Origin of the sequence: Paracoccus binzhouensis (assembly GCF_016446475.1) — a bacterium.
Lineage (GTDB): Bacteria > Pseudomonadota > Alphaproteobacteria > Rhodobacterales > Rhodobacteraceae > Paracoccus > Paracoccus binzhouensis.
Genome location: NZ_JAEHFP010000035.1, coordinates 18,162 through 37,415 on the forward strand (window position 1 = coordinate 18,162; position 19,254 = coordinate 37,415).

16 protein-coding genes are annotated in these 19,254 nt (G+C 59.1%); 7 read left to right on the forward strand and 9 right to left on the reverse strand.

Annotation, left to right across the window (positions count from 1 at the left end; genetic code table 11):
- Positions 1-529 precede the first annotated feature (529 nt).
- The 4 genes from I9P22_RS10315 to I9P22_RS10330 form a co-directional block, all read right to left on the reverse strand.
- Positions 530-1,951: a TrkH family potassium uptake protein gene (locus I9P22_RS10315; RefSeq protein WP_199259396.1), complete on the reverse strand. Its 1,422-nt coding sequence runs from the start codon at positions 1,949-1,951 to the stop codon at positions 530-532.
- A 10-nt stretch (positions 1,952-1,961) separates the two neighbouring features.
- Positions 1,962-3,296 carry a TrkH family potassium uptake protein gene (locus I9P22_RS10320; protein ID WP_199259397.1) on the reverse strand — a complete coding sequence of 445 codons (1,335 nt, stop codon included), beginning with the start codon at positions 3,294-3,296 and terminating at the stop codon, positions 1,962-1,964.
- A gap of 3 nt (positions 3,297-3,299) precedes the next feature.
- Positions 3,300-3,968: a potassium channel family protein gene (locus I9P22_RS10325; protein WP_233253312.1), complete on the reverse strand. Its 669-nt coding sequence runs from the start codon at positions 3,966-3,968 to the stop codon at positions 3,300-3,302.
- 143 nt (positions 3,969-4,111) lie between these two features.
- Complete coding sequence (locus tag I9P22_RS10330) at positions 4,112-5,545, reverse strand: alkaline phosphatase D family protein (RefSeq protein WP_199259398.1); 1,434 nt, start codon at positions 5,543-5,545, stop codon at positions 4,112-4,114.
- 306 nt (positions 5,546-5,851) lie between these two features.
- Between I9P22_RS10330 and I9P22_RS10335 the strand changes: the two genes are divergently transcribed.
- A complete protein-coding gene (locus tag I9P22_RS10335) occupies positions 5,852-6,040 on the forward strand; it encodes a hypothetical protein (RefSeq protein ID WP_199259399.1) in 189 nt (62 codons plus the stop codon).
- 24 nt (positions 6,041-6,064) lie between these two features.
- Here the strand turns inward: I9P22_RS10335 and I9P22_RS10340 are convergent, their stop codons facing one another.
- A complete protein-coding gene (locus tag I9P22_RS10340; RefSeq protein ID WP_199259400.1) occupies positions 6,065-7,030 on the reverse strand; it encodes a calcium/sodium antiporter in 966 nt (321 codons plus the stop codon).
- A 193-nt stretch (positions 7,031-7,223) separates the two neighbouring features.
- Here I9P22_RS10340 and I9P22_RS10345 point away from each other — a divergent pair, with 193 nt between their 5' ends.
- The 3 genes from I9P22_RS10345 to I9P22_RS10355 all read left to right on the forward strand — a co-directional run bounded on the left by I9P22_RS10345 (position 7,224) and on the right by I9P22_RS10355 (position 11,496).
- Entirely contained in the window at positions 7,224-7,844 is a 621-nt protein-coding gene (locus I9P22_RS10345) for an exopolysaccharide biosynthesis protein (protein WP_199259401.1), read from the forward strand.
- 362 nt (positions 7,845-8,206) lie between these two features.
- The gene (locus I9P22_RS10350) at positions 8,207-9,271 is read left to right on the forward strand and encodes a lysylphosphatidylglycerol synthase transmembrane domain-containing protein (protein WP_199259402.1); all 1,065 of its coding nucleotides are present in this window, start codon (positions 8,207-8,209) and stop codon (positions 9,269-9,271) included.
- Positions 9,268-11,496, forward strand: a complete 2,229-nt coding sequence (locus I9P22_RS10355; RefSeq protein WP_199259403.1) for a glycosyltransferase — start codon at positions 9,268-9,270, stop codon at positions 11,494-11,496. The genes I9P22_RS10350 and I9P22_RS10355 overlap by 4 nt, the downstream gene beginning before the upstream one ends.
- A gap of 81 nt (positions 11,497-11,577) precedes the next feature.
- On the opposite strand, the gene I9P22_RS10360 is transcribed toward I9P22_RS10355, so the two are convergent.
- From I9P22_RS10360 to I9P22_RS10375, 4 genes are all read right to left on the reverse strand, one after another.
- A complete protein-coding gene (locus tag I9P22_RS10360) occupies positions 11,578-12,039 on the reverse strand; it encodes a pentapeptide repeat-containing protein (RefSeq protein ID WP_199259404.1) in 462 nt (153 codons plus the stop codon).
- Between the two features lie 32 nt (positions 12,040-12,071).
- A complete protein-coding gene (locus tag I9P22_RS10365; RefSeq protein WP_199259405.1) occupies positions 12,072-12,302 on the reverse strand; it encodes a TFIIB-type zinc ribbon-containing protein in 231 nt (76 codons plus the stop codon).
- A 110-nt stretch (positions 12,303-12,412) separates the two neighbouring features.
- On the reverse strand, positions 12,413-13,519 hold the full coding sequence (locus tag I9P22_RS10370; protein ID WP_199259406.1) for a S1C family serine protease: 1,107 nt from the start codon (positions 13,517-13,519) through the stop codon (positions 12,413-12,415).
- A 991-nt stretch (positions 13,520-14,510) separates the two neighbouring features.
- Positions 14,511-15,509 (reverse strand): hypothetical protein, encoded by a 999-nt coding sequence (locus tag I9P22_RS10375; RefSeq protein ID WP_233253314.1) that lies wholly within the window; start codon positions 15,507-15,509, stop codon positions 14,511-14,513.
- Positions 15,510-15,657: 148 nt separating this feature from the next.
- On the opposite strand from I9P22_RS10375, the gene I9P22_RS10380 reads away from it, so the two are divergent.
- The 3 genes from I9P22_RS10380 (at position 15,658) to I9P22_RS25055 (ending at position 19,185) form a co-directional block, all read left to right on the forward strand.
- Entirely contained in the window at positions 15,658-17,292 is a 1,635-nt protein-coding gene (locus I9P22_RS10380; protein ID WP_036562657.1) for a Mu transposase C-terminal domain-containing protein, read from the forward strand.
- Between the two features lie 16 nt (positions 17,293-17,308).
- On the forward strand, positions 17,309-18,175 hold the full coding sequence (locus I9P22_RS10385; protein WP_199259407.1) for a TniB family NTP-binding protein: 867 nt from the start codon (positions 17,309-17,311) through the stop codon (positions 18,173-18,175).
- 80 nt (positions 18,176-18,255) lie between these two features.
- Complete coding sequence (locus tag I9P22_RS25055) at positions 18,256-19,185, forward strand: TniQ family protein (protein ID WP_408635181.1); 930 nt, start codon at positions 18,256-18,258, stop codon at positions 19,183-19,185.
- Positions 19,186-19,254: the final 69 nt, after the last annotated feature.

Below are 19,254 nucleotides of genomic sequence, written 5' to 3' on the forward strand. Positions count from 1 at the left end.
ACTGGTTGAGATATTGCACAGGAGTGACCATCTCGTTCCTATCGCCGAATTGCTCATTCGTTCAGTGTTTTGGGGCACGGCGCTGTATTGGGCTCTTGGAGCTGACCGGATCGTAAATCTGCAGATCAATGCCATCTCTTTCGTGCTAGCCACCGGGTGGGCATATGTCGATGGAGTATTCTCCCGGAGAATCTGGCGATATGCATTGGAGGAAGGGGTAATTCTTCACTTCCTAAGTGTCCAAATTAGCAACTTCCTGGGTATTCTGTTCGGCAATCCACTATCCTGAAGCGGGTAACGCTGCGGATTTTTCCATCAACATCTGTATCGGCTGGGTGCGGATTACCTGACACGGCCGCGGGTACCCAAAAGGCACGACTTCATTCCTGAGAGTAAACGCAAAGCTTAGATCGTCACGATAACAACGTGGGTGCACCCTTGCGCCGCGTCCGTACGAGGTGGACTGGAGCTGGATCAACATAAGGTTCGAACGGCAGCTTTCATCGAACCGCACGTCTCTGGAATGAGGTCACGACAACGCCTCCCGCCAGAACACAGGTGTTAGCAATACGACTACGGTCAGAATTTCCAAACGCCCGAGCAGCATGCCAAGGACAAGAACCAACTTCACCGGGTCACTGAGGGACGCGAAATTCCCAGCCGGGCCGATGATGGGCCCAAGTCCGGGTCCGACATTCGCAACCGCGGTAAATGCACCGCTGATTGCGGTGACCATATCAAGCCCAAGCAGCGACAGGACGATTGACAGGATCGCAAGTGTGAAGAAATAGAACACGAAAAATGAAATCACCCCGCTCATGACATCCTCATCTACACGTTTACCCTCGTATTTGATCGATACTAATCGACTTGGGGATTGAATTATCTTGACCTGGGCGAGGATGGCGCGGCCTGCCAAAAGCCAGCGCATTGCCTTGGCGCCGCCGGCTGTCGAACCGGTACAACCGCCCACTGCTGTCAAAACGAAAAACACTGCAACTGCAAACGGCCCCCAAAGCGTATAGTCGGTGGTGGCATAACCCGTCGTTGTGACAACCGACACGACATTGAAAGCCACAAGTCGCAGGGCATCAAAAAAGTTCAGATCATTGGTTATCGCAAGCCACATGGCCAGTACGATGATCACCGCTGCCAATGACCACAGCATAGCCTTCACCTGTTCGCTCTTGAACTTGCCTCTATAAATTCCGCGAACGTACCAGGCGAATGGCAATGCGCCGAGGAGCATAAAAAGGGTTGCTGACCATTGCAGAAATGGGCTGTCGAAATGCCCGAAGGAGGCATCGTAGCCCGAGTATCCTCCCGTTGACAGGGTGGTCATGGCGTGCGTCACGGCATCAAACGCGCTCATCCCGCCAATTGCATAAACGAGCGTACAGAATACCATGAGGCCGAGATAGATCTGAAGTGTCGCGGAGGCGAACATGGCCGCGTTTCGCAGTTCCTTGTCCCCTTTGTCGGAGCTTTCCGTTCGAAAAAGCTGCATACCGCCAACCTTGAGGATCGGAAGCAGAGCGATCCCGGTCACGATGAACCCCACGCCACCAATTGCCTGGAGCATCGCGCGCCAGAAAATGATCCCGCGCGGTGTCGTGTCGAGCCCACTCATGACCGTCGAGCCGGTCGTTGTAATGCCGGACATGGATTCAAAAAGAGCGTCAACCGGTGACAGGGACCACAAGTAAAGCGGGACGGCCCCTGCTATGGCGGCGACCACCCAGACCGATGAGGTCAGCAGGAATGTGTGGGTGCGATGCAGACCTGCAAAGGATGAGGAGGAGGAGATCGCAAGCAATCCCCCCACGAGCCCGACCAGGACAGCAGAAAATCCAAAGACCTCTGTTGTTTGCCGAAAAATCAGCGCATCGACACCCATCAGGGCGGCGAAGAACAACATAACGATGCCATTGACAAAAACGACGAAGTTCATGCCGCGCCCCTCATCCCAAATAGACCGTGCCGGAGGGATAGGAAATCCGCTTCGGTTTGCGCGTCGCGAGCAGGAAACCCAGCGTCAGCGGCCCCACGCGCCCAACGAACATGATGAACATGATCACGATGCGTCCAGCGGTGTCGAAATCGCCGGTTACGCCGCGCGACAGGCCAACGGTTCCGAAGGCTGAAATCGTCTCGAAAGCAACGTCAAGAAACTCGCCCTCATGGAATACGAGCATCGTGAACAGGGCAAAGAGGATCAGCAGGACACTCACCATCGCGAGGGCGAGCACCTTCATCACCTGATCCGCTCCCAACCTGCGCCCAAAGACGTCAACATGCTGGTGCCGCTTGAAGAACGCGTAAGTTGCAAGCAGCAGAACGATGAATGTCGTGACCTTGATCCCGCCACCGGTCGACGTACTGCCCGCGCCGATGACCATCAGCGTCATGATCATGAGGGTCGTGCCATCCGTCAGACTGCCGATATCGACCGTGTTGAAACCCGCTGTGCGCGTTGAGGCGGCCTGAAACCAGCTTGCCCAGAGCCGGGACGCCCAGTCGAGTTGCCCCAGAGTGGCCGGATTATTCCACTCCATCACCGCGAATGCCGTTGTCGACCAGATGAGAAGTGAGGCCGTCCCGACAAGCATCAGCTTGGTATGGAGCGCGAAACGATGCCATTTTCGGGTGCGCCAGATGTCAGCAGCAACCGTAAAACCGAGCCCCCCAAGAATAAAGAGCAAGGGGACCACAATATTGATCACGGGATTGCCCACCCATTGGCTCAGGCTGTCGGGGAACAGCGCAAAACCCGCGTTATTGAAGGCAGAGATCGAGTGGAAAACGGAGTGCCAGAGCCCCATGCCCCAACCGAATTCCGGAACAAAGACCATCGAGAGCAGTGCCGCGCCGATCAGCTCGCAGAGCAAAACGACACGGAGGATCATTTTGGTCAATGCCAGAAGGTCAGTCGCAGACGTCTGATTTAGATCCTCACGCAGATAGAGATGATGGGTGAACCCCACTGGCATGCCGAGCATGGAGAGGATCAGCACCGCGAAGGTCATCAGACCAAGTCCACCGAGCTGGATCAGGAACGCGATCACGGCTTGCCCGAAGAAGGTGAAGTCGCTGCCCGTGTCGAGAACAGCAAGGCCGGTCACAGTTACAGCCGATGTCGCCGTGAAGGTCGCATCGGACCAGGTGATGGGGGCCGTTGCGGATATCGGAAGCTTGAGTGCCACCGCGCCGAGCACGATGAATGCGGCGTAGATCAGCACGAGAACAAGTGGCGGGGGAAGGTGCGAGACCTTCCGTTTTCCATACGCGCGCGCCATTGGTCACGCCCCGTCGCGGAGGTCATCCCCGAAATGACGGAGGTCAACTCGCTTGCCGAGCAGTAGCAGCTTGTCGCCTTCCTTGAGTTTCAGATCGCCGCTTTCGCAAGACAAGAACTGGCTTTCGCGCATGGCGCCAAGAGCGCGCAGATCGTATTTCGAGAATACCGCCGGATCATTCACAGGCTTGCCATCAAGCCGCGCAGGAACTTTGAAATCGACAACATGGTATCCGTTGCCAAGGCTTACATAGTCGCGGACCAGCGGATTATGCAGCATCTGGGCGATATGTTGGCCTACCTCTTGCTCAGGCAAGATCACGCGATCCGCGCCTAGCTTGGTCAGGATCCGGTGGTGGGTCCGGTTCAGTGCCTTGACCCAGATCGTCTCCACACCTAGCAGTTTGACGTTCATGGTGCAAAGGATATTGGCCTCGAGATCTTCGCCGATCGCCACGATGGCAACGTCGTAATTTCCGACTCCTGCTTCCTTGAGGGCTGCTTCATCCTTGCCGTCCGCTATGATCGCTTCGGACAATGTATCCGCCAACCGCGTCACATGCCGCTCATCGGTATCGATCCCGAGCACTGGGTTGCCGAACCGGGCGAGTTCGCTGGCAACGGTGCTGCCAAAGGTTCCAAGGCCGATCACGGCAAAGCTTCTGGTTTTCAAATGTCCGGCCTTCCGGCAGTTGCTGTTGCGCGCATGTAACGCTCTTTTTCAAGGAAATAGCAAGTTTCCGCACATGGCTACGGTCGGCACGAAAGACTATTTGGCCGATATGGGTAGTGAAAATCTCCATTTGGCGGTTGAAGTCACAGCCCCAAAGACTCTGTCATTCCGCTCGTTTCCAGATCCCAACGGGCTGTCCAATTGCCTGATTTACGATCAAAGATCAAATAGTTCCGCTCGGCGACGTATCGGTTTCGCTGCCCCGGCAAACGAGTAATACGAATCGGGTGATCTGGCAAAGGATCCTCACCCAGCCATGCCAGGGCCCCCAGAAACCGTGCCCAGCCCTTGGGAGGCGCCCGGTGCGCAATCCCAGAAGCAACAAGCTGATTGAGGTGCAGTCCGCCGCCGAGATCCAAGACAGCACGGGTCGCGAGGTGGATCTCGCCCGAGACCGCCGTGACGTCGTGGCCGTCCCGTCGGGCGAGGTCACGAACCAGTCGCAGCATCCGGCGCCATTCGTCGCGATGCGCTCGACTTTGCCATTGGTCGCGCAGGTCGTCCTCGTATTTCTGCATGCGCGGGATCAGCACCATGAGCGCTTCCAGAAGCGACAGCCGGGGACCGAGCAAGGGAACGCTCGACATCAGAAGGGTGTGGCCCCGCACCTCCCGTTGTGCCTCAGCCTCCATCATGCTCCAACCACCCTGACCCATGATCTGCCGCCGTGTCCGTTCGGACCGCAGGTCGGGGGCGAGGATGCGCAGGTCGGGGCCGTGAATGGCCCAACCAAGGTGCTGTCCTGAGGAATCGGCGAAGCGGGCTGGTAGGTCGCCATCGATTGTCGCCTGCTGAAAGACGAGGAAGCTTTCGCGTGCGACTGCGAACAGAGTTTGACCCACTGGGGAATAGGTGCGCGACCGACGCAAAGAGCCCCAGCCGTCGCAGATGTCGTGATCGTCCCATTGCATGAGCGACGGCACCCGTGCGGCAAGCCAGGCGAACTGCGGCGCGGCGTAGAGTGCTGCGTAACGTTCAAGGAACCGCTCGCGCAGATGATGGCGGAGATCGTCCAGCGCCGCGCGCGACGGGTCTCTCGGGATACGTTCTGGCCAGTGTTGGCTGAGCTCATGTTCCTCAGTCACCTCGTCGGCATAGACCTGGTCGCCGCCGTGCAGCATCAGCGCGAAGGGCCGACGTTGGTGTTCGCTCCTCAGCCTTTCCCACATGGCGTTCCGCTCGGACCCTTCGCGGTCCATGTCCCCCACTTCCTCACCGTTGCAGGACACGTAGGCCAGTCGCAGGTCGCTCGTCAGGTCACCCGCGACCACGTGGGTCGTGCCGTTCCAGCGGTAGTCGGAAACTCGGTCGGCCGGCAGCGTGAAGCGCGCCCGCCAGACGGTGGCGTAGTCATACTCCGCGAGCGGGATGGGTGGGACCTTGCCATGTGGGAGTTCAAGCGGCGGAACGGTCGCCTCCTTCGCGGCGATGAAGAGCGCAGACAGGCACATCTGCCCATCCTCGACGTCATCGAGGATCAGGATCGGACCAATGGTGGAGTAGAACTTTACATCCATGGCGATCAGCTATTGCAGCATGTCTGGTTGCGCAATTCGGAATGAGGAACTTTGTGCCGAAATTCTGTTGGCCCAGAGAAATAAGCTTTCCATGACCGCATTCGTGACTACCACACTGAACCCTAAGTCTGTCTTTCTGAAGCATGTTCCTTAGAGCACAGTGGTTGAAATGGACACACCCTTGGAAGTTGGCCCGAAGCTTATTACGTCAATTGGACACAGGCATCCCGTCCTAAAAGCAGGCACGGGAAGAGGACAAAGAGCAGAAATGACAGGCGCCGCGCAGTCGCGCCACTACAGGGAATGATGTTGAAGCGCTTGGCAAGAAACCAACGAGCCGACGAAAACACGAGCTTGAGGGAGAACGAGGATGGCATTGCCCCGGAGGAAGACAAGGCATCTGGCGGCCTAACACTCAAGCAGGCAGCCGTTATTTATTTTGGCGGCCTGGCACTCCTTATCGGCGGTATGGTGGTCGCCGGCCTGTCGACATAGGGACCTACTCGTTCTACGGGTGTGTCACGCTGCCATCCCGTTCCAGAACAGGAACACCATGTAGGCAGCGTAGGCAATGAGCATCAGTGCGCCCCAAGCGCGCCCGATCATTTTCGAGGCGAAGAGCAGTGCGAGCAGCAGAAGCGCCGCGCCGAGCATTACGGGCGCATCAATTTCGCGGAAGCGTGCGCTAACCTCGATGGGCTGGATGACCACCGTCACGCCGAGGATCGCGAGTATGTTGAAGATGTTCGAGCCGATCACGTTGCCCAGAACCACGTCCGAATGCCGCCGGATCGCAGCGACGATGGCAGTGGCAAGCTCGGGCAGCGAGGTCCCGATGGCCACAAGCGATAGGCCGATAACGGCGTCCGGCACACCAAAATCGCGGGCGATGTTCACCGCGCCCTCGACAAGCATGTCGGCCCCGAACACAAGGGCGGCGATGCCGCCAAGCGCCAAAAGCGGTGCGAGCCATGGCCGCGGCAAAGGAATGTCTTCGAACTCTTCCGCTTCGTGCTGAAACGTCTTCGCCTCGCGGTCCCGCCTTTCTAGCCAATAGCTTGAGAAGAGGTAGCCCGCGAGGACCACGAGCATCGCGATGCCCTCAATACGGGTGATGACCTCGCCCTGCACCAGCGCGAAGGCCGCAAGAGAAACGAGCGTCGCCAAGAGTGCCTCGCGCACTGCCGTTCGTTCCCACCCGAGGATCGGTGCGATGACGGCCGCCACACCAACGATCAACAGGACATTGGCGATGTTGGATCCGACGACGTTTCCAAGGGCAATCTCCGGCGTACCGCCGATCGCCGCGTTGACCGAGACAAGCAACTCCGGCGTCGAGGTGCCGAAACCGACAATGACCAGCCCGATAAGGAGCTTCGAGATGCCCAGACGCTCGGCGAGAGCAACCGAGCCGCGCACGAGTCCTTCGCCGCCAACAAAAAGAAGAACAAGGCCGGCGGCCACGAGAAGGAGATCATGAAGCATCTTAATTCTTGTCCGGAAGTTTCCGCAGTGAGCGCTCGCGCGTTTCTCATGATCTAGTGTGACCCAGACGGAAAAGGAACAGCAGGCCCTGAATTTCACTTCAATTTAGAAGATTTAACCGATTTTTTGGACTTGCGATTGCAAAGTTCAGCCTTCGATCCGATATCCAGCACACGCTGTGAAAGGGGAACGGATGCAACGAGGGGAGGGACAGAGACGAAGACCTTCGTTGTCGTTGCCCATCCTACGTACATCCCGAGACCAGCATAGGGCGGGCACTCTGACCCTCGGCAACCTGTTGACGGCACTCGGCGAGACATCGTTCGGTTGGGCGATCGTTGTGTTTTCGTTGCTCACCTTGCTGCCGCTACCGCCAGGATCAACCCTGATAACCGCTTTGCCACTTCTTGTGACGACCGGTCAGATGATGCTTGGCTACCCGCACGTGAAGTTGCCCGGACCGCTTGAACGACTGCAGCTTGACCAAACAAAGCTGCGGCACACTGTTCTTCGCCTGAGACCGGTCACTCGCAGATTGGAGCGTGTGCTACGGCCGCGCTACAGATTTGTTTTTGCCCGCCGGAGCGAGCGCGTACTTGGCCTCGCCTTATTCATGATTGCCTTCGCGCTGTTTCTGCCAGTGCCCCTAAGTGGCTGGTTTCCAGCGATCTCACTTTTCGTCTTCGGCGTCGGGCTGGTCGAGCAAGACGGGCTAGTCGCTTCGGCGGGTCTCGCCTTGGGCGGAGCCTCCGTCATATTGACAGCAACGATCCTGATGTCTTTAGCAGCCGGGGCAGAGGCCATGATCGGTTAACTGAGCTCGGGAGAATCCAGCGCACGCGCTCTCTTTGGGCCATGCGCTGATGAAAGGTGCATCACCCTGCAGAGTAGTATGCTGCGCACCGACAATGTCTACCTCTTCGTCCTGGTCGGGCATGTATAGGTTGATCCAGAAGATTGTTGTCGCAGGTGCAGTCGCGACAACATGTTCGACCGGCTTGGCTGCGTTATTGGCTAAAGCGGCGATTATGCTTTATGTCCGGTCTTCAAAGAACGCTTCGCGCAATTCGCTCTCGTGCCTGAATATGACGCCGGATCAGAGCATTGCAGGTGATCCGCATTGTTTTCGGCCGACGACGGGAATAACTCCCAGGAGACGTAGCGAGGATTCATACAGTGCAAGACGAGTTCAGGCAGACCGCCGGATCAAGGCGCATGCGCGGTGCGCCGGGAACCTGGTTTCTGTATGCGTTGCTGTTCCTGGGACTGACCGCCGCTGGATTTGCCGCTCTCTCCATGGTTTTCGATGGGCCCCCGCCGCGCTTCGATGCGAGACTAATCCAGCCTGAGGCCGTGGCGACCATCCTGCTCTTCCTGCTCATCTATTTTGCCTCAGACGGACTTCGGCTCTATTTCGTCCTCAGAACAATTGGATCGACGGTGAAAATCCGCGAGATTTTCCCCCTTGTCTTCATCAACTTCCTGTTTTCGAACATCACGCCCCTCGCCACCGGCGGCGGTTTCGCTCAAGTGTGGTACCTACAAAGGCACGGCGTGTCGGTCGGCGCCTCGGCCGCCGCAACGTCGATCCGCACCATTCTGGCGATGCTGGTGATCTTCGTCGCGGCGCCCGCGTTTCAATTCCTTCATCCCGACGCGTCCACCAGCGAAATCGCGCGGGTCACGATGCAGTCTTTGTCGGGCATCAGCGTGCTCTATCTCATCGGTTTCATTCTGGTCCTGCGCCGTCCGTTCTGGATTGCGGTGCTAATTGGAACCTTGCTTGGCCTCGCCTGTCGCCTGGGCCTCATCGGTGAAGAACGAAAAGACCGTTGGGTCAGCACGGTCCGCAGGGAGACCGACGAGTTCGCAAGTGGCTTTTCCAGGTTCGTCGGGGGATCACGTGGCGCCGCCGCCGCGACAGTGATCTCGACACTTGTCTTCCTCGTGACGCTTTTCGCTTTCCCGGCGCTTCTTCTCGAGCTGCTCGACTACGATGTCGACTGGATGACAGTCATTGGAACGATGTCGATCGTTACCTTCCTCATGTATTTCGCGCCGACTCCGGGCGGGGCGGGACTGGCGGAACTGGCCTTCGCCGGGTTCATGGCAAGCCAGATGGCACCGGCCGACCTGTTGCTCGTCGTCTTCGCCTGGCGGTTCTTGGTCATTTATCTGGGCATGGCCATCGGGTTGGCTGTGTCGGTCTTCGCCCTGCATCCAAGGACAAGACCCAGATGAACCGCCCGCTTCTCTCCCTCTTCTTCTATGCCAATCTCGCCATCGTCCTGACGATCGCCGTCTACCGCGTTTATCTCTATGCCGCGGCACCGGATGCAAGCGCGCTGCTCGTGCGGCAGATTGACAGGATCGAGGCGGTCGCAGCGGAGGGCGAACCGCTCAGGTTCGCTGTTGTCGGAGAGGGCAACAATTCCATCGGTATGCTGGAACGGGAGGTGATTCCGAGAATTAATTCCTCGGACGTGGATTTCGTCGTCTCCGCGGGCAATATCGTCAGTGGCGGCGGAGAGGATAAATATCGCTCCATCCTTCAGATCCTTTCTCACCTGGATATTCCCTATCTCCTGACCTTCGGTGAAAACGAGTTCGAGGAATTCGGAAGCACCCGTTTCTACCAGCGGTTTGGACCACACTTCTACTCGATCGCGCTTCCGCAAGCGCGGCTCGTTTTTCTCGACGCCACAGGACGCACACCCACCGACTGGCAGGAAAGGTGGCTACGCGACATTCTGGAGACGGAAGAAGCAAGACCCGTGATCGTCTTTGCAGGGCATCCTCTTGTCGCACCCGAACATGAGACCCTTTTCGAACCCGACCGCGGCGCATGGTCCGAGCCGGAAGATCAGGACAGGCTCCTTACGCTTTTGAGCCGCCTTGGCGTGGACATGGTGATCTCGGCGGGTGCCGCCACCTACTCGGATCACGTCGTTGACGGGCTCAGACATATCGTGACCGGAGGCGCCGGCGGCTTCGTCGTCAACGATGAGGCGAGTTTCTATCACTACCTCGAACTGAGCGCGGGTCGCGACGGCATCCAGATCGACCTCGTTCGCATCGACACCGCCCCCACACCGCTCGCACAGCGGGTCGAGGGGCTCTGGTTCTTCGTCTACTCCCTGTTCTACGTCGGTTGGCTAAATTTCCTCGCGATCTTCTCGGCGTTCGGGCTGACGGCGATGTATCTCTACAATCGGCTGTTCCGAGAACGCCGCTACTACCCGGATTACGATCTGCGCGTGCCGGTCGATCCCGGTCGACCGCTTCGCATCGCCATGTTCACCAACACCTATCTGCCCTCCATCAATGGTGTGGCAATCTCGGTCAACAGGCTAAAAGCGGGTCTGGAACGCCAGGGACACCAGGTGTTGTTATGCGCACCTACCTACGAACACCAAAACCCGGAAGAGGGAGTTTTTCGCATTCCCATCCTGATCAGCCTGGGCGCGGCTTTTCGGCTGGCAAATCCTTTCCACCGTCAAACCTGGCGGGCAGTTCGAGAATTTCAGCCGGACATTATTCATCTACACCACCCCTACTGGCTTGGCTCACTCGGGCTCCGGATGGCGCGAAGACTGCATGTGCCTGCGGTTTTTACTTATCATACTCGGCTCGAGCAGTTCGCTCACGCCATACCCTTGCCGGGCGCACTCTTCCGGAACGTGATCGCGCATTGGTTGGTGCGACGCTTTGCCAACCAGTGCAACGAGATCATCGTCCCGACGCCGGTCACTCGAGACTACGTCCGCCTGATCGGCGTCGACGGGCCCGTTCACGTTCACCCGACCGGCATCGAAGTCGAACGATTCCGCCAGAGCGACCCCGCGCGCCTTGAAGAACTCAATGCGCGCTACAATCCGGACGGGCGCATGATTCTTGTGACCATCTCGCGCCTCTCGAAGGAAAAGAATCTCGATTTCCTGATCGCAGCGATGAAAGAGCTTAAGGGCCGACACGCCCCGCCTTTTCGACTGTTGATCCTCGGTGAAGGCGACGAGCGCGCGCGCCTGACCGGCAACATTCGCGATGCCGATTTGACCTCCGAGGTCAGACTGGTGGGAAGCGTGCCGCTCCAAGACGTTCCGGATTACCTGAACTTGGCACGGTTGTTCGTCTTCACCTCGGTCTCCGAAACACAGGGAATGGTCGTTCTGGAAGCCATGGCCGCTGGCCTTCCGGTCGTGGCGGTGAACGCAAGCGGCGTCGATGCCTTCGTTCAGAACCATCGAACCGGTGTCCTGACGGAAGAAGACCTGGACGCCTGGACCGATGCAGTCCATGCCCTACTCGTGAACCGGTCCGAACGTGAGAAATTGGCGCGGGCGGCGCTCGAAGAGGCGCAACACCATTCAGTCGAGCGGTTTTCATCGGAGATCGCAAAAATTTATGCCACGGCGATCAACGCAAAGGAGCGCGCCAGCAAGATCACATTCCGGCGCATGACTTGAATTGCAACCATTCGAGATGCACAACTGCTCCGGAACGGACGAGGGCCACATGCACGATCAATTGATGCGGCGTCGCAGCAGTCAATCGCACTCAGTACTGTTGGTATTTTCGCCCGGCATTTGAGTTAGGCAGAGCCGCCCGGCCATGAGGTCCGTGTTCTCCAGAATTGCATCTTCAAAAACGGCGGCTTGAAGATCCGCACCTTCAAAAGTTACGTTTATTAGTCGGGCGCCACGGAAGCTTGCGCCACCGAGGTCGGCACGGTCAAATGAGACATTCTCAAGCACCGCGAAATCGAAAAGGGTGATATTAAGTTCCGCAGCGCCAAAATCAACGTTGCGCAACGTCGCCTCCGTAAGGTCCATTCCAGTGAGCTTGCGGTCTGACAGGTTCATCCCGTCGAAAGTGCACCCTCGGCACTCGCCAAGCATCCGCAATGTCGACAGGTCGCTCGCTTCTTGCGCTGGCGACGAGAAGGCTATGAGGGATAGAACACAACTCGCGAGCAAGGGGCGCCAAAAACGCCATTCAGAGAACTTCATTCATCGCCCCCCGCGAATTGATAATTCCAAACTCAGAAATCGAACAGATCCCCAAGAAAAGACTCACGTTTTTTCTTGTAGGGTCGTTGGGCATGCGCGTCAGTCTGGTAGCCCTGTGGCGGCGCAGAAGGCGCGGCTCGCTCGATGATCTTGTCCAGTTCGCCCCGGTCGAGCCAAACGCCTCGGCATTTAGGGCAGTAGTCGATCTCGACGCCGCTACGCTCGGCAATCACGAGCGTTTCTCCATCCACGGGGCATTGCATGCGATCCACCTTCCATTGTCATTGGAATTGTTTTCCTTACGGAAATAAGCATTTGCGAACCACTTTCAACCGACAGCAGCAAAAGGCGCGTCTACGAGTTCCTAAGCCGGTCACAAACGTGGATCAGCGAGGGCCGCGGGGACATCGATTTCGGTGCCATCTCGAAGCACATGAATCGTGATTGCCTCGCCGGGCGCATATGCGTCAAGCGCATCGCTCAGGTCGGCCGAGTCCGCGATATCCCGGTCACCGATCCCGATGATGACATCCCCGGGCACCAGTCGTCCCGACGCATCCTGACGCGCTCCGCGCAGGCCGGCCGCCGCTGCCGGAGATCCCGGTTCGACGCCGAGGACAAGGACACCCTCAAGCCCCTGCATCGCCGCGAGCTGGTTGATGCGGTCGGAATGCCGTATGCCCAGAACCGGCGGACGATAGGCGCCTGTTTCGATCAGCTGCGGCACGACCCTGTTCACCGTGTCGACCGGCACGGCAAAACCGATCCCGGCATTGGACCCCGATGGGCTGAAGATCGCGGTGTTTACCCCAATCAGACGGCCGGCACTGTCGATGAGGGGCCCGCCGGAATTGCCGGGGTTGATCGCGGCATCGGTCTGAATCAGGCCCTCGATGGTCGCACTTCCCCGCGTTGGGATTTCCCGGTCGAGCGCCGAAACGATACCTGTGGTCAGCGTCCAGTCGAGACCGAAGGGATTGCCGATTGCGAAGACCGACTGACCGACGCGCAATGTATCGCTGTCTCCCAGGGGCAAGGCCGGTGGTGTGTCAAGCCCTGCATCGATGCGCAGGACGGCGAGATCATGTTGTGGGGCAGTCCCCACGAGTTCTGCATCAAGGACGCGACCGTCCGCGAGACGGACCTGGGCTCCGGATGCGCCGCTGATCACATGATTGTTGGTCACGATATGGCCCTGGTCGTCCCAGATGAAACCCGAGCCCGTGCCGCGAGGCACATCCACGGCGCGCTGTGACCAGGGATCGAGCACGCGCTCTTCGGTGGTGATCGACACGACCGAAGAGCGCGCGGTCTCAAAGAGCGCGATGGTCATTTCTTCCTGCGGTGCGAGGTCGCCACGCGGAACGACTTCGCGCGGCTCCGGTGGACGCCATGGCTCCTCGAGGATGAGGAATGCACTCGTGCCCGCTAGAATGGCCCCGATCAGGAAGGCGCGCCATTTAACAACATCACGGATCATGCCTATCGTCTCTTGTATTCTTTGCGAAAGCTTTTGGAGAGAAAGGTGTTTCCGATGAAAATTCAACCCGCTGCGCCGCCCGGAGTTCGGCCATTTAGACTGGCGGTCACTTTCACTCGCAGTTTCTCGGCAGAAGCCCTATCTGTCCAGTATGTCAAAGCTAAGCACCCTTTGGCGAGGCGACTACGCCCTCGCCGACGCCTTCTGGACGTGGGCAGTAACCATTGGCGTTTTGGTCAACTTGGTAACGAGCGTGCTTTTCCTGACACTGATAATGCAGGATCTGGCATGGGCCGCGTTGATTATCGGTTACGGGGTCTCAGTTCCATACAACGTGGTAGCTGTCATAGGCGTCTGGCGCGCGGCTTCCCGATACGACGGTCCGACCATACATGCCGATCTTGCACGGGGGGCGACAATCATGCTCATGGCAGTGCTGAGCTTAACCTAGTCGAAGGAAAGCCGCCAAGTTTTCCAGGGTCGCGCCTTCCGGCAAGGATGGTGCAGTCGGTCGGCATCTTGGGCTTCTGCAGTAGGTCAAAATCCGAAACCGCTTTCGCCGCTGGTCAGGTTTGGGAAACTCGGCGACGCCCCGCAAGTCATATGGTGTGCAGCAATTGCAACCGTCATAGCCGGTTGACGCGCCCAAAGATCGTTCCATCCCGTCCTGGTGCTTATCCAAGTCACCGTTTCTTGCAGCCAACTGTAGCTGTCAGCCATTTTTCGCCGAAAACGTTCTTGTATTGTCGCATTTTGAACTGGGACATTGAGTATTTCTCCTGCCTCGGTTCTGGCTAACGAACCTTCTGCATCCTTCGAACAAAAACGGCGGTAGCGAAGACTATACCTCAACCTGTACTCGGGCCGCGAAGGCGGCCCATTTTTTCATGTGGGTTGCGGTCGCTAGCACGTCGGCCGCGAGAGCCAACAGGACGCATAGTGCGTCAACCACAGTCCCTTGTTCGACGGCCTGACCACTTGCTCGTCTTACCTAGGTTGCAATGCGCCACATCCTGAACCGTCCCTGTTGTGTAACTTCTCGGATCAGGTCTCTCTCTTCCATCCATGCGAGGTTCCTTTGAACAGCCGCACGACTTGCGCCTGTTAGGGCCTCCGCCATCGGGGCCGACACCAAAGGCCACTCTGTCAACACAGACCGAAGAGCGGCCGGAGTTCTGCCCGAAAGCTGAGACATGGCTCCTTCCGCCCGAACACTCCATGTTTGGGTACCATCTAGATGGCGCATCGCCGTTAGAATTGCGCTGTTCATCCCATCCAGCCAGCGGGCCAAACGTTCGGGCGGCAAGCCCGAAACACGCAGCCCCCCCGCCCCGCCCATGGCGAGCGGTGCGAAGATGGCGCCGCTTCCATCGCTGGCCGCGATCCTGGACGCGGTGACGGCGGCTTCCATCTGGTCACCGTGCTGTCCGAGGCCGGCCAGGCTCCAGAGATGAAAGCCCATGCAAGCCCGCGTGATTGGGTGGAGCTCGGCTGCTGCGGCCATTACGTCCAGCCATCCGCCCGCGCGATCTTCGAAACGCTCAGCGCTGTCTTCATTGTTCTCGGGATCGCGGCGATCCAAGAAGGCGGCCAAGTCAGCCTTCGGTCCGGGACCGCCTGTCAGGCGCCGAACAGCCCATCCAACCCTTGCCAGGGCATTTTGGTCATCCTGTGCGCCCGAGAGCCGCATCGATATCCAGAGCGCCAGACGATCAGAACTCACCCGATCACCTGCAAACCAGCTGAGTTCTGCCGCCTCGATCAGTGCGAGGCGGTGCCGCCAGCCTTCAGGGCCGCGCAGCAGCCGGTCGTCCAAAGCACCCAGGCGTCCAGCGACCCGTGCCAGTCGCGCAGCGTGAACGCCTTCTGCCTTTGCCCAGTCTTCTATGACAGCAGTGTCGGGCGGTTCTGCCCGTGGCCCGGGAGGCAAATCATCCGGTTCTTCTTCGAGTGGTCCCGGCAGAAACCAGTGTCGCATTTTCTTCACCATTTCAGCACATGATTATTACGTGATTTCTGGAAGATACGGCGATATCGCACATCATTTTTCAGCTTAAGGTTTCAATTTTGGTTCCGTATTTCAGCAAGTGGCCGCCCTGTTGGCGCACTGCCCAGCCGGTTTCGAAAGTTTCATATCGATGACGTCCGGCGGAGCGCATGCCTCGGATGAAGCTTGGGCCAAGGCGACGCGGATCGCGCGCGAGTTGGACCGGATTCTTGACGGGGCGGCGCCCGTGCGTGAGGCCGTGATGCGCGCGGCATCCGAGCTGCGGCTTTCGACACGCCAAGTCTACAACTATCTGGCGCGGTATCGGGAAGAGCGCAGGGTATCGTCCCTGCTGCCGCGAACGAGTGAGACAAGGAAACCACGGGTCAGCCCCGCTGTCGAGAGTATCATCGCGATGACCCTGCGGGAGATGTGGCTTTGCCCTGAGCAGCCAGACCTTGCACCGATCGTTGAAGAGATCCGCGCCCGCTGCGCAGAGGAAGGGCACACTCCACCCGCCTATGTCACTGTCGCCCGGCGGATCCCCATTCTGTTCGCACCGGAAGAAATTGCCCGCCGCCGCCTGTCAGATAGTAAACACCTGAACCGGCTGAAGCCGCGACCCGGCTACATCCGGGCTAACCACGCGCTCGACGTTGTCCAGATCGATCACACGCCGGCAGACATCCAGTTTGTCGAGGTGATTGATGACCACGGCGTCTTCGTTGGTCGCCCCTATCTGACCATCGCAGCAGATGTGGCCACGAGCGCGATCATCGGCTTCTGCCTGACCCTCGAGCGGCCGTCACGACTGTCTGTCGCGCTTTGTCTGGCGCACGCGATGTGCTGCAAGACTGCCTGGCTGGCAGAACGCGGCATCGATCATGCCTGGCCAATGCATGGTCGCCCGAAGCAGATCGTCGTCGATTCCGCCAAGGAGTTCCAAAGCAGCACCTTCAGCAGAGGATGCGCGGACTATGGCATCGCCATACGCATGCGGAACAAGGGCACCGTGCATCGGGGCGGAGTCGTCGAACGCCTGCTGGGGAAAGTGAACACGGCGCTGCGGGCTTTGCCGGGCAAGACGGGGCGTTCCATCGCGGATCGGGGCGACTATGCCTCGGAAGCGCGGGCACGGCTCAGCTTCGCGGATCTTGAACGCTGCATCGCGCTCGCGATCATCGACCACAACCTGAGTCAGAATGCGCGCAAGCTGACCGTTCCGGCGAAAGAGTGGGAAGATCGGTTCCAACCGAAGGATCGGCCGATCGATGCACCTGTCGATGTGCTGCTGAATTTCCTGCCGCGCAAGACGCGGAAGATTTCACCTCAGGGCATCAGTCTCTTCGCCATCGACTATTTCGAGCCCTGGCTGGGCCCGCTGGTCGCGCGTCGTGACCGGCTGAACCCGCTCGATCTGTGCTATGATCCTCGCGACATCAGCCATGTCTACGTCAAGGATCCGGATACCCAGGCTTGGCGGCCGGTCAGGCGACGGGACGGACTGGCCGAGCCGATCACGCTCTGGCAGCACCAGACGGATCGACAGCGGCGGCGCGAAATCCAGCGGCGCCCTGTGCAGGAGGCATCAGCCATCCGACGCGAAATCGCCGCAACCGTTGCCGCCGCCAAAACCCCCAAAAGCCGGTTGAAGGAGATGACCCGCGCCCGGCATGCCACCGAGGCAAAGAAGCCTTATGCCGACTTCGCTGCGCCTTCCGCCTCGGCCCAGGCAAAGCTCGACCCGGATCGTCCGCGGCGGGTCTTCCCTGTCGAGGATTGGTAAGGTGCCGGACCACCTCATGTCCGCCACCGTCCCACTCTTGCAGGCCGATGACGCAGTGCGGATCGCCCATGTGCGCGCGCCGCGCTGGATCAGCCATCCGGCGGCCGGCGCGGCGCATGACGCGATGCGACTGCTGCTTGAGCGACCGCCATCCCTGCGCCCACGCGGTTTGCTGCTTGCCGGTCCCTACCATAACGGCAAGACCATGATCGCCGAACGCTTCGCCGTCGAACATCTGCGTGTTGCCGAGCAGCAAAAGGTGTGGGTGATTCAGACCCGGGAAGGTGCAGGGCTGTCGCATTTCTATGCCAGCATCCTGTCCGGATTGCGCGCGCCACAAGCCGCTGGCTGGCGCAGCCTGGCCCGCGCCGGCGATCAGGTCGATCATCTTCTGGAGCGCCTGAAGCCGCGCCTTTTGATCTTCGACGAGTTCCACAGCGCGTTGCGCGGGCGGCGCGAGGATGTGAAGGCCATCTTCTCGTTCTTGCGGCGGATCGCACGAGTGCATGACATCTCACCCGTCCTTGTCGGCGAAATCGCGATCTACGATGCGGTGCATGACACGGACGAAATGGGCTCACGCTTCGATACGATCCCCATTCCACGCTGGGCGTATGACGAGGATTTCGCGACGCTACTCGACAGCCTTGAGGTAAGTCTGCCGCTAGCCAATGCCTCCGATCTGTCGCGCGAACCCTTGGCGAAGATCATCCACGATCTGTCAGAGGGGCTGATCGGCGAGGTTGTCGAGATCGTCACCCGGGCCGCAGTTGCGGCCATCTCGCGCGGTGAGGACCGGATCACGGGCGCAACCCTGTCGGACCTTGGCTATGTGCCTCTCTCGAGGCGCCGCAATTCGGCTTTGCGTCACGAGATGACATGAGGTTTGGGCCGACCGGGATCTCCGTCACACGTGCAGAGCGGTATGAAAGTGCGGCGGGAAACCGTTGGCCCATGAGCATTATGCCCGCACCAGGTGAACTTCTGTCGAGTTGGCTGCACCGCCTCGCTTACGCAAACGGCATACCTCCGCACTATTTTGGTGCGCTTCTCGAAGCGCCGGGTGAGAACTGGTCGGCGCGGCTTGATCGGGCATTGCCCGGTCGCATCCTGCAGCTTTTGGAAGAGCATACCCACATACCTCTGGAAGACATAACGGCTCTGACTAATGCTCCCGACCCTTTGGCCGTGCTGCGTTTGCCCCTGCGGGCATCGCCTCAGCAGAGTTGCGCACCAAAGACGCAGGCGACCTGGCTGCAATTCTGCCCGGCCTGTCTGGCGGAAGACGAAACGCCCTATTTTCGCCGAGACTGGCGCCTCGCGACACGCGTTTCTTGCTTTCGCCACGGCTGCCGACTTCGGGACAGGTGCCCATCCTGCGGACAAGGATTGGCTCCGTTCAGCCAGAAGCGTCTTGTGCCGCATCAGATCTGCGCCTGGTGCGGCGCGGCCCTATGCAAACGCACCCGTCCTGCCACCAATGGGGTTCGGCGTCTTGAGCGTCTGATCGACGATCTGCTTCGTCTGCAGGCATCAGGGCATCGAATGGCAGAGGGGCGATCACTCCCGGACTTTCTTGGATCAGCCTGCTTTCAATTTAGTCGACGGCCAATGTCCATCGCGCGCCTCTCTCATCGGGATCGCTATCAGCTGTTTCGGCAATTGACGGACGGGCAATCGACGCCGTTCGGAACGCGAAGAAGTTCCGCGATCATTTATTGGAAACGCGTCGCTCAGGTTGCGCCAGCTTGGGGCGGACTGGTCACATCTTTCAGCGATGCCGTCCTGCCTCGGCCCAAAGCTGGGCCTTGCTCTAACACCGCTGGCCCGAATTTGGCGGATCTCGTTCAGGCGGCCGCGCGGCTCGATCAGCAGCTGTCGCGTTGCCCTTAATTCTGAGACGCGGCGCGTTTGACGACAATTTTTGCCCTTAATTGCGAGATTCGGCTGTCGTCGGGCCTG

Excerpts from the sequence above, each read along its gene's own strand:
- I9P22_RS10315 (WP_199259396.1), bottom strand. The coding sequence starts at position 1,951 with ATGAACTTCGTCGTTTTTGTCAATGGCATCGTTATGTTGTTCTTCGCC.
- I9P22_RS10320 (WP_199259397.1), bottom strand. The coding sequence starts at position 3,296 with ATGGCGCGCGCGTATGGAAAACGGAAGGTCTCGCACCTTCCCCCGCCA.
- I9P22_RS10330 (WP_199259398.1), bottom strand. The coding sequence starts at position 5,545 with ATGGATGTAAAGTTCTACTCCACCATTGGTCCGATCCTGATCCTCGAT.
- I9P22_RS10335 (WP_199259399.1), top strand. The coding sequence starts at position 5,852 with ATGTTGAAGCGCTTGGCAAGAAACCAACGAGCCGACGAAAACACGAGC.
- I9P22_RS10340 (WP_199259400.1), bottom strand. The coding sequence starts at position 7,030 with ATGCTTCATGATCTCCTTCTCGTGGCCGCCGGCCTTGTTCTTCTTTTT.
- I9P22_RS10345 (WP_199259401.1), top strand. The coding sequence starts at position 7,224 with ATGCAACGAGGGGAGGGACAGAGACGAAGACCTTCGTTGTCGTTGCCC.
- I9P22_RS10355 (WP_199259403.1), top strand. The coding sequence starts at position 9,268 with ATGAACCGCCCGCTTCTCTCCCTCTTCTTCTATGCCAATCTCGCCATC.
- I9P22_RS10360 (WP_199259404.1), bottom strand. The coding sequence starts at position 12,039 with ATGAAGTTCTCTGAATGGCGTTTTTGGCGCCCCTTGCTCGCGAGTTGT.
- I9P22_RS10365 (WP_199259405.1), bottom strand. The coding sequence starts at position 12,302 with ATGCAATGCCCCGTGGATGGAGAAACGCTCGTGATTGCCGAGCGTAGC.
- I9P22_RS10370 (WP_199259406.1), bottom strand. The coding sequence starts at position 13,519 with ATGATCCGTGATGTTGTTAAATGGCGCGCCTTCCTGATCGGGGCCATT.
- I9P22_RS10375 (WP_233253314.1), bottom strand. The coding sequence starts at position 15,509 with ATGGTGAAGAAAATGCGACACTGGTTTCTGCCGGGACCACTCGAAGAA.
- I9P22_RS10380 (WP_036562657.1), top strand. The coding sequence starts at position 15,658 with ATGACGTCCGGCGGAGCGCATGCCTCGGATGAAGCTTGGGCCAAGGCG.
- I9P22_RS10385 (WP_199259407.1), top strand. The coding sequence starts at position 17,309 with ATGTCCGCCACCGTCCCACTCTTGCAGGCCGATGACGCAGTGCGGATC.
- I9P22_RS25055 (WP_408635181.1), top strand. The coding sequence starts at position 18,256 with ATGCCCGCACCAGGTGAACTTCTGTCGAGTTGGCTGCACCGCCTCGCT.